Source organism: Bacillus altitudinis 41KF2b, assembly GCF_000691145.1.
In the GTDB taxonomy this organism is placed as follows: Bacteria; Bacillota; Bacilli; order Bacillales; family Bacillaceae; genus Bacillus; species Bacillus altitudinis.
Genome location: NZ_ASJC01000020.1, coordinates 24,345 through 34,362, shown reverse-complemented (window position 1 = coordinate 34,362; position 10,018 = coordinate 24,345). Strand labels below are relative to the sequence as shown.

The 10,018-nt window shown below is 42.4% G+C and carries 8 protein-coding genes; 4 read left to right on the top strand and 4 right to left on the bottom strand.

Going from position 1 to position 10,018, the window contains the following annotated elements; translation table 11 throughout:
* A partial coding sequence (locus BA79_RS18195) for an isopeptide-forming domain-containing fimbrial protein (RefSeq protein ID WP_035704406.1) occupies positions 1-3,271 on the bottom strand: 3,271 nt, incomplete at its 3' end.
* A 546-nt stretch (positions 3,272-3,817) separates the two neighbouring features.
* On the opposite strand from BA79_RS18195, the gene BA79_RS18190 reads away from it, so the two are divergent.
* Entirely contained in the window at positions 3,818-4,462 is a 645-nt protein-coding gene (locus BA79_RS18190; protein ID WP_007498187.1) for a YczE/YyaS/YitT family protein, read from the top strand.
* A gap of 85 nt (positions 4,463-4,547) precedes the next feature.
* Positions 4,548-5,138 carry a hypothetical protein gene (locus tag BA79_RS18185; RefSeq protein ID WP_035704402.1) on the top strand — a complete coding sequence of 197 codons (591 nt, stop codon included), beginning with the start codon at positions 4,548-4,550 and terminating at the stop codon, positions 5,136-5,138.
* A 25-nt stretch (positions 5,139-5,163) separates the two neighbouring features.
* On the opposite strand, the gene BA79_RS18180 is transcribed toward BA79_RS18185, so the two are convergent.
* Positions 5,164-6,024 (bottom strand): effector binding domain-containing protein, encoded by an 861-nt coding sequence (locus BA79_RS18180; RefSeq protein ID WP_035704399.1) that lies wholly within the window; start codon positions 6,022-6,024, stop codon positions 5,164-5,166.
* A gap of 143 nt (positions 6,025-6,167) precedes the next feature.
* On the opposite strand from BA79_RS18180, the gene BA79_RS18175 reads away from it, so the two are divergent.
* A complete protein-coding gene (locus tag BA79_RS18175; RefSeq protein WP_035704395.1) occupies positions 6,168-6,869 on the top strand; it encodes a 4'-phosphopantetheinyl transferase family protein in 702 nt (233 codons plus the stop codon).
* Here the strand turns inward: BA79_RS18175 and BA79_RS18170 are convergent.
* Complete coding sequence (locus BA79_RS18170) at positions 6,856-8,193, bottom strand: aminotransferase-like domain-containing protein (protein WP_035704392.1); 1,338 nt, start codon at positions 8,191-8,193, stop codon at positions 6,856-6,858. The two genes, BA79_RS18175 and BA79_RS18170, sit on opposite strands and share 14 nt — an antisense overlap.
* A 131-nt stretch (positions 8,194-8,324) precedes the next feature.
* On the opposite strand from BA79_RS18170, the gene BA79_RS18165 reads away from it, so the two are divergent.
* A complete protein-coding gene (locus tag BA79_RS18165; protein WP_035704390.1) occupies positions 8,325-9,239 on the top strand; it encodes a DMT family transporter in 915 nt (304 codons plus the stop codon).
* A gap of 38 nt (positions 9,240-9,277) precedes the next feature.
* Here BA79_RS18165 and BA79_RS18160 read toward each other — a convergent pair whose 3' ends face one another.
* Positions 9,278-10,018, bottom strand: coding sequence for a thioesterase II family protein (locus BA79_RS18160; RefSeq protein WP_035704387.1), 741 nt, complete (start codon positions 10,016-10,018; stop codon positions 9,278-9,280).

Genomic DNA, 10,018 nt, shown 5'->3' with positions numbered 1-10,018 from the left:
TCACTGTGCCTTTTGTGTAGTCTCCGTTGTCATCATCTTTTGCGTCTGTGACAGCTTGTCCATCTACTTTTAATGACCCTTCGACGTATTCAAGACCTTCTGGCAGTTGATCTGCGATGACTAAATCTTTGATGACACTGTTTTCTACACTATTTTTTGTTTTGATCGTGTAAAGGAGAGTGTCGCCTACCTGAACTTGTTTTTCATTTGTATTGCCTTTTGCTTTTTGAGAGATCTCAGATGTTTTTTCTGATTCAAGCTTTGGATCTCTTGGATCAATGTTTGTTTCGGTTGTCGGCTCATCTGGTGGCGTGTTTTCGCCTGTTACTTTTGCTGTGTTTTGAATGGTTTTATCCGCTTGGCCTTTAGCGACCTTCGCTTCAAACGTCACCGTATGCCAGTCTGTGTCTTTGATATCACCAAATTGTCCGGTGACTGTGCCTTTTGTGTAGTCTCCGTTGTCGTCATCTTTTGCATCTGTGACGGCTTGGTCATCTACTTTTAATGATCCTTCGACGTATTCAAGACCTTCTGGTAGTTGATCTGAAATCACGAGATTTTCGACGATGCTGTCCTCTTCAAGGTTCTTTGTTTTGATCGTATACAGAAGGGTATCGCCTACCTGTGGTGTTTTTTCATCTGTGTTTCCTTCTGCTTTTTTCTGAATGCTCGCTGTCTTTTCTGATGCTAGTTTTGGTTCACGAGGATAAATTTCTGTATTCGTTGTTGGATCATCTGGCGGTGTGTTTTCACCTGTTACTTCGGCAGTGTTTTGAATGTCTTGACCAGCCTGTCCCTTTTCAACTGTCACTTCAAACGTCACGGTATGCCAATCTGTGTCCTTCACATTACCAAAATAACCTGTGACCTTTCCATCTGTGTAGTCTCCGCTATCGTCGTCTTTCACATCTGTGACAGATTCTCCATCAATTTCAAGAGACCCAGCGACATACTTCAGCCCTTTTGGTAATTGATCTGAGATCACTAGATTTTCCACAAGGCTGTCTTCTATCGTGTTCTTTGTTTTAATTGTATAAAGCAGGGTATCTCCCACTTCTGGATGCTTCTCATCTTTGTTACCTTCTGCTTTTTTCTGTAAGACGGCTGATTTTTCTGATTCAAGCTTTGGATCACGAGGATAGATTTCTGTTTTTGTTGTCGGATCGTCTGGTGGTGTGTTTTCACCTGTGACACTCGCTGTATTTTGAATGTCTTTGCCAGATTGACCTTTTTCAACCGTCACTTCAAATGTCACGGTATGCCAATCTGTATCTTGAACGTCACCAAATTGTCCTGAAATGGTACCATCTGTGAAGTCTCCGTTATCGTCATCCTTTGCGTCAGTGACTGCCTCTCCATCCACTTGAAGTGAATCCGACACATACGCTAATCCTTCCGGCAGTTCGTCTGAGATCACTAAATTTTCAACGAGACTATCTTCTATCGTATTCTTTGTTTTAATCGTATAAAGAAGTGTATCACCGACCTCTGGATGCTTCTCATCTGTATTGCCATCTGCTTTTTTCTGCAAGACGGCTGATTTTTCAGAAGTCAGCTTCGGGTCACGAGGATAGATTTCTATATTCGTTGTCGGCTTGTCTGGCGGTGTGTTGCCGGTTGTGACACTCGCTGTATTTTGAATATCTTTGCCTGCCTGACCTTTTTCAACTGTGACTTCAAACGTCACGGTATGCCATTTCGTATCTTTCACTTCACCGAGCGTTCCAGTGACAGTTCCATCTGTCATATCACCGTTGTCGCCATCTTTTGCATCTGTGACTGGATTCCCATCTACCTGTAGAGAATTTGGTACATAAGATAATCCTTGAGGTAACTTGTCAGAAATCACAAGGTCTTCTATTACACTATCTTCAACAGCGTTACGGGCTTGAATGGTATACAGCAATGTGTCCCCTACTTCTGGGTGCTTCTCATCTGTATTCCCATCTGCTTTTTTCTGTAAGACCGCTGATTTTTCTGATTCAAGCTTCGGATCACGAGGATAAATTTCTATGTTTGTTGTTGGATTGTCTGGCGGTGTGTTTTCCCCTTTGACATTCGCTGTATTTTGAATATCTTTACCCGCTTGCCCTTTTGCTACTTTCGCTTCAAATGTCACGGTGTGCCAATCGGTGTCTTTCACATCACCTATTTGACCTGTCACAGTACCGTTTGTAAAATCACCTTTGTCTTGATCCTTTGCATCTGTTACGCTTGTGCCATCTACCTTAAGAGATCCAGAAACATAGGTTAAGCTGCTCGGAAGGTTATCTGATATGATCAGATTTTTAAGAATGCCGAATTGCACCGTATTTTTTGCTCTAATTGTATAAAGCAAAGTGTCGCCTACTTCTGGATGCTTTTCATCTGTGTTGCCTTCTGCTTTTTTCTGTAAAGCAACCGATTTTTCTGATTCAAGGTTAGGTGGATATGGATCGAATTCAGGCTTCACCCTTGAAGCTAAGTCGTAAGATAATGAATCACCTGCAGTGCCCATATATGTTGTACTTAATGTTTTCGCATCAAGTGTAAAAAGAGTGGAATGACCAATGGATTCATTTAATCCTGACTGTAATAGCATCTGCCCATTTGGCAAGAAGCTAATTCCCCGCACGCCTCCGTCAATCGTTTTACCATCCGCATTTGTAATCGGAATGACACGAATGACTTCAGCTGTTTCAGGATTCATTTGCGCAACGGCTCCACTGTTATTAGATGCAAACCAAAGATAGCCATCCTTATCGACTACAAGATCTCCGCCAATGTCACCACCAATGCCAGAGCCAGCGTCATAACCGACGATTTTTTTGGACGTTTTTTGACCCGTAACTAAATCGTACGTTCCAAGGAAAGAATCACCATTAGAAAAATAAGAATAAATATATTTATCTTGATGCACAACGGCATTAGTAGCGCCTTCAGGTAGTTTCGTTACGACTTGTGCTTGCCCTGATGTCGCATTTATTTTATATAGAGTAAGGCTAGTGCCATTTGCAGTTGCATACACTACATTTTCTCGATCACTAACAGCAACACCATTCACTGCGCCTATATCGATTCCTTTCACCTCTACACTAGCTTTAACATTTGTTGGATCATTTCCATCGAGTTGCTGAAGAACTAGTGGCCTAGTCCCAATCATATAGGAATCCGTATTGTTCACGACCACTGTTCCAGCAGCTTTTGTAACAGGTGGTGAGACCGTTAATAAATTTCCAGCGATCAGCACCAATATAAGAAATAATTGACTCGTTCTTTTTAATATGTTCATTTTTTGACATCCCCTTTTCCCTGCTTTACATCATAATGGTATGTACCAGTTCACCTCCCACACTTTGGTAAAGAATATCAGTAACATTTCAGAACCCTCAACATGACCAAAAGACTATTTTCGACAAAAATAGCCCTTTGGTCATATAAAGCTTTCGACATCTGATCCATCTATGTTTTTTCCAATAAAACAAGTTTTTTTATCGTGTATCAAATATTTTATCTATCAATAAAAACAGGCCTAACGACGCAATTTACATACAATCTATTCTATTTTATCTTGAATATTCTTTAATTGGATAAAGGTTGTTTTTTTGTCATTTTATATTGAATTTTTTTCTTATTTTCATAAAAATTGGTAATTATTGGTTCGCTTTGTTAAAAAAAACAATTCAAAAGTCTTGCTCCAAAATTTGATGTTTTCTGCTCTTTTTATGGAAAAAATTCTTTTTATCGAGTAAGCGATTACAATTGAGCAAAGCCATTTAAAGGGGCGTGCGAGTATGTTACGATTGAAATCGAGTGTTTAAGAAAGAAGGGAAAGCTTTTGAAGCGGGAACATCTTTTACGTTGGTTTTTTTATTTTGTTGGATTAATTGTACTTGCTTTTGGACTATCGCTGACAGTGAAGGGAAAGATCCTTGGCATTGGTCCGTGGGACGCTTTTCATTATGGACTGTTTCAGCATTTTGGTTTAACCATTGGACAATGGTCGATCATTATTGGTGCACTGATTGTGACACTGACATCTGTTTTCACGAAATCTTTTCCAAAGATCGGCGCCCTGCTCAATATGGTGCTGATTGGCGTGTTTATTGATTTCTTTAATGCAGTATTACCTGCACCACATGGGTATTTACCTGCTTTATATGTATTTATTACGGGCGTGATTGTGTCTGGGTATGGCGTTGGCATTTATGTCTCAGCTAATCTTGGCGCTGGGCCAAGGGATTCATTAATGTTGCTCATCTCAGCAAAAACGGGGCTGAACGTACAGTGGGTTCGAAATGGTATTGAGTTAACCGTGCTTCTATTTGCATGGATGCTCGGCGGCCCGATTGGCATTGGAACGATTCTGACAGCCATCTTTACTGGACTCGTCCTTCGCTTTTCATTGCCACAATCGACACGGCTCTTGCAACTGCTCATTACAAAAACAGCGGAGAAGCCTGTTCAAACCCTTACCCGATAAGAACAAGCCATTCTACTAAATGAATGGCTTGTTTTGTGCTAAACTAAATAGACGCAATATTCTTAAAACAGGAGATGATCCTCTGATGCAGCTTTTCCATTATCATTACTGGACACCATTTGTTGAGGAGATGGAGAAGGCGTACACCTCATTAGGCTTTGAAGTAAAGGGGCGTTTCGCAAAGGAAGGTTCCTTTCCCCCTCCGCTTACATGGGATGATTTTAGAGAGAAGAAGCCCTCTTTCCGAATCATTGAGATGAGAAAGGGACAGATCAATATCACATTTGGTTATAGTAAAAAAGTCCTTTTTGATCACATCGGCTTTCTAGTGACTGATGATGAATATGATCAGCTGCTGGTACAAGCGCAAAAGAGAAACTGGGCAATCCAGACTGGGGAGCGAAGAACGTTTCTTTCTACACCGATGCGCTTAAGGCTTGAATTGCAGCGGCGGACAGATGTGATTGAAACTGGTGAAGAAGCAATTGCCGAGATGACGATCGCAGTACCTGATTTGACTCATACACCTACGGTCGATCAGTTGCTGGACGGTTTGACACAACCTATTCATTGGAAAAAGGGAGAACGTCTCTCTTTACTTGAAGTGAAGATGATAGATTCTCATGGGATGAATACGACCGATCCAAACGGTGTTCACGTCCTCACACAAGGATAAAAAGCAGCGAGATACGCTGCCTTTTTTATGATTGTTTACGGATTGGAATCCAAATCAATGTCACATGATCTGGAGAATGTATCTCTCCATCTAAAGGGTACGTTTCCATCTCCATTCCCCCAGCATGCTCATATCCTGAGGCAGGAAACCATTCTGTGAAAATACGTGTCCATGTTGAATGCACAGCGGTTTCGACAGGCCCCTTTGCCTGAAATACAGCCCACGTACTGGCCGGAATCTGCTCGACTGTCATGGTCGAATCTGGTTCTTCCTCACCTTGCTCAATCCCAATGATATAGTCAAATGTTTCAAGCGTTTCATCAAAATGCGCACATACACCGATATATCCGAGTTCTCCAGCTGCATGAGCCAGTGAATCCGTCCATCCTTCTTGATTGACACGCTTCCAAAAGGCGGGAATATCCTGTTTGTTTTGGCTATTCTTTGTTGTTGTCTTTAGTCTTCTGCCCATGATTGAAAATGAATCCTTTTCCACAATTCGATAATGCATCGGTTCGACTCCTTTTATTTGAAGTTCGAAGGAGAGACGGGGGTAGGCTTTCACTGTATACTCGCCTGTTTTCACTGCTGCCGGTGTATATCCGTGATGCCGCTTGAAGGCTTTCGCAAACGACTCTGGGGTTTCATAGCCATACTTCACCGCCGCATCAATAACTTTCACTTGCTTGGTCATGAATTCTTCTGCCGCAAGGGTTAATCGTCTTTTGCGAATATATTCTGCTACTGCAATTCCCGTCAGCATATGGAATAGCCGCTGATAATGAAATTTAGACATACAGGCTTCCTCTGCCACTTCTTCGATCTGCAAAGGCTGATCCAGCCTCTCTTCCATATAATTGATACTATCCATGATCAAGTGAATCATTTTTCCCTCTCCTTCCTCTTCCACTATATCGAGAACCGCCCGCACCTTCCTGTCATTTTGTGCTTTCATTGAACAGGATGTCTGTTTCTCTTTTGCATGGGTTCATCCAATGGTACAATAAATGTAAAAAATTGAGGTCCGTTATGAAGATTTTCGCTATTCAATTACAACCTTTAGATGATAGAAATGCACGAAAACAAATAGAACAGCTGAAGCCTTTTGTATCACTTGAAAAACGCGCCGCCGCTGAGCGCTTTCGTTTTTTGATCGATGCAAGAAGAACGCTTTTAGGTGAGGTACTGATTCGTCACATCATTCATGAGATGTACGCACTGCCTATGGAACAGATCATTTTTGAAACAGAAGGGAATGGAAAGCCTGTTGTCCGGCAAATTCCTTCTTTTCATTTTAATCTTTCTCACTCTGGTGATTGGGTCGTGGGCGCAGTAGATGATGCGCCTGTTGGCATTGATATTGAAGAGATTAAACCGATTGATTTAGCCATTGCCAAACGATTTTTTTCAGCTGACGAATATCAAGATTTACTCTCACAGCCGGCAGAACGGCAGGAAGCCTATTTCTTTCATTTATGGTCCATGAAGGAGGCTTTTATCAAGCTGACAGGGAAGGGAATATCCTATGGTCTTTCATCCTTTACCGCTCGCTTGTCAGAGGATGGACAGGCTACTTTGAGATTACCTGATCACGAAGCCCCTTGCGTTGTCCAAACATATTCGCTTGATCCTGCCTACCAAATGGCGGTTTGTACAAGAAAACCTGCTGCGGCTGAGCACGTCGATATACTCACTTGTGAGAACATGCTATCTCGCCTTAATAACGTGTGATTTGTTGAAGTGATGACTTTAGCAAATCGACGCCTCGTGCGATTTCCTCTTCTTTTACATGCCAAATGTTCAGCTGAAGTATAGGCTCCTTTTGATAAGTAGAAATGAAATGGCGGTCGATCGGCTGAACCATCACAGAAGCCTTTTTTAGCTGCTGAATGAGCTGATTCATCGGAATGGACCGGTCGACACGAACGTGGGTATGAGTAGCTGGCTCCTCTTCTCCCAGCGCATAAGCGCCTTGATCATTTTTCAAACAGGCTACAAGTTGTTTGGATCGAGCTCTATAGGTCGCCTGCATCCTTTCTCTATGACGCTCAAACATCCCGCTTTTCAAATAAATTTCTAAAGCAGCCTGTGAGAGCATCGAGCTGTCGATATCAATCAGCCGTTTATGTTCACTAAAGGGGCCAATCAGCTCGTTTGGTAAGACGACAGCACCTGTTCTAAGCCCCGGAAAAATGATTTTTGAGAAGCTTTTTAAATAAATGACCTTCCCCGCCTGATCATATGAATAGATCGGGTCTCTTTTTGTATCGAATTCTAAATCAGCCAAATAATCGTCTTCAACGATGTAGACATCATATGCTTCGGCAAGGGCTGCAATCGCTATTTTTTCTTGTTTCGACAGACTCGTTCCAAGCGGGTTTTGAAACCTTGGCATCGTATAGAAAAAGCGAATATCCTCCTCTCGGAAGATACGCTCCAATTCCTGAAGATCGAGTCCTTTTTCCGTACGCTGAATCCCCCGGACAGGCAGCTGGTTTTTCTCTAAGTATTGGAGGAATAGGTGATAGCCTGGCTGTTCGACCAATATGGTCTGTTTTCCATTTGGAAACGGGATGGTGCTTAAAATCGATAAAGCCAGCTGAATACCAGAGGTCATAACGATCTGTTCTGGAGAGGCAAACACTTGATAATCCGATAAACGCTTTGAAATGATTGGCAGTAAAGATGGTAATCCATTGGTGGTGCCATAGATAAATAAATCATTTTGATACAGATCAATCGCTTGATTGATGCAGTGCTGAAAATCGACATATGGAAACACAATGGGATCAGGCGCAGAGGAAGCAAAATCAATCCATGTGCTGCCCTTCTTAACGGCTGACTGATTGGTTTTCACGACAAAATAGCCACTTCTTTCTACAGAGTACAGCAAGTGTTCACGCTCTAACGTGTCTAGTGCTTTTATGACAGTGCTTTTGCTCACAGCATATTGAGCCGCTAAGTGACGAATGGATGGGATTTTCATTCCAGCATTGTATTCACTGCTCTCGATTTTGTTTTTTATATTCAACACAAGCTGATCATATTTCCTCACAGTACTACCCTCCTTGTACCGGTACAGATATCAATAACTCTTATTGTACACTTTACTTGATCCGTTTACGATAAAAAGACAGAACCGGTCAATTCAACTGAAGCATGCATGCTCGTGTAAGGAGAAATCTGATGGATATGTCAAAACAAAAAGCGTATGCTGCTTCGATCGCATACGCCTGTATTATTGGTTTTTCATTCTTGTTTGTCAAAGTAGCCTTAGCATCAGCGAATCCGATTGATGTATTGGCACACCGATTTACCGTTTCTTTCGCAGCCGCTCTTTTGTTATTTCCATTTTTACGAAAAAAGTACCGTTTTTCCATTCAATGGCGTGATCTCATTTACATTGTGCCATTTTCCTTGCTTTATCCTGTGTTGTTTTTTGCATTTCAAGTGTGGGGGCTGATGTTCACCTCTTCATCAGAGGCCGGCATTATTCAGGCGACCATCCCTATTTTGACAATGGTGCTTGCAGCATGGTGTTTAAAGGAACGTCCTACCTCGATCCAGGTGCTGTTTACCATTCTTTCTGTGTCCGGGGTGATGCTCCTCTTTGTGGTGAAGGGAATTGATGTGAAACATTCTCATCTCATTGGTTATGTGCTGATCTTACTTTCAGCCTTATCATCCAGTGCCTATAGCGTATTTGCCAGGGTGATGACACGGCGGTTCCATGCCATTGAACTGACTTTTGTGATGACCTTCTTTGGATTTGTCTTCTTTAATGCCGCTGCTCTCATTCGGCACTCGGTAAATACTACACTACCGCAGTTTTTCAGTCCGTTTACGCAGCCATCCTTTGTATGGTCTATGCTGTTTTTAGGCATTCTCTCATCACTGCTCACAGCGTATTTATCAAACTATGCTCTTTCCCACCTTGAAGCAGCAAAGGTGAGTATCTTTAACAATCTTTCTGCTTTCATTACCATTGCCGCTGGCGTGCTTATTTTACATGAAACGATTGATATGGTTCACCTCATCGGAGCTGTGCTCGTCATTGGCGGAGTGATTGGCGGGAATGTGGTGAGGAAGGGGAATTCATAAAGAAAACGGCCCTCGTTTGACGGGGCCGTTGTTTTCTTTTATTGGCTGATGAATTGCCTTTTTGTTGTCTGCTCAATGACATGCCTCATATGTTCTGCGAACTGCTCGAGGTGTGTGTTGATATACATGTGCCCTCCTTCGAAATCAGTACGTTCGATGGCGTTTGCCCATGTTAGCCAGCCGTCTGCGTCTTCCATGCATTTCTTATCTTGCTTTCCGTTCAATAAATAAACGGGTGATTTAATGATTGTTTTGTCTGTGTGCTGGAAGGATTCTAATGCTTGATAGTCGGCACGTAAGGATGGTGTAAAGTAATCCATCATTGGCTTGTTCTCTAACAATTCTTTTGGAATCCCGCCCATTTCAGCGATATGCTGAACAAATGCTTCATTCGATAAATGGGTCAATCTTTGTCTTTTTGTTTGCGGCGGCTGAATGGCAGAAATGACAACCGCTGCCGGATCGATGCCTTCCTTTTCTAACAGCTGAGTCAGCCTGTACACCACAAGTCCGCCCATGGAATGTCCGAACAAAATAAATGGACGGTTTAATTTGCCTGTCAGTCCTTCTTTATACAATTCAGCCAGCCGGTCAATGCTTGTTTCAAGCGGCATGAGGTTCGTTCCATGACCCGGAGGCTCTGCTGCTGTCACTTCGGCCGTGTCCTTCAGCTGTTCAAAGAGCGGACGGTAAGAGGCGGAATATCCGCCTGCAAAAGGAAAACAAATAAGCTGAATGAGATCTGATTTTTTTTCAAAGGTTTTAAATAATTGGTTCAT

Bases quoted from the DNA above. Each gene is read 5' to 3' on its own strand.
- BA79_RS18160 (WP_035704387.1), bottom strand. From the start codon at position 10,018: ATGAACCAATTATTTAAAACCTTTGAAAAAAAATCAGATCTCATTCAG.
- BA79_RS18165 (WP_035704390.1), top strand. From the start codon at position 8,325: ATGGATATGTCAAAACAAAAAGCGTATGCTGCTTCGATCGCATACGCC.
- BA79_RS18185 (WP_035704402.1), top strand. From the start codon at position 4,548: ATGCAGCTTTTCCATTATCATTACTGGACACCATTTGTTGAGGAGATG.
- BA79_RS18180 (WP_035704399.1), bottom strand. From the start codon at position 6,024: ATGATTCACTTGATCATGGATAGTATCAATTATATGGAAGAGAGGCTG.
- BA79_RS18175 (WP_035704395.1), top strand. From the start codon at position 6,168: ATGAAGATTTTCGCTATTCAATTACAACCTTTAGATGATAGAAATGCA.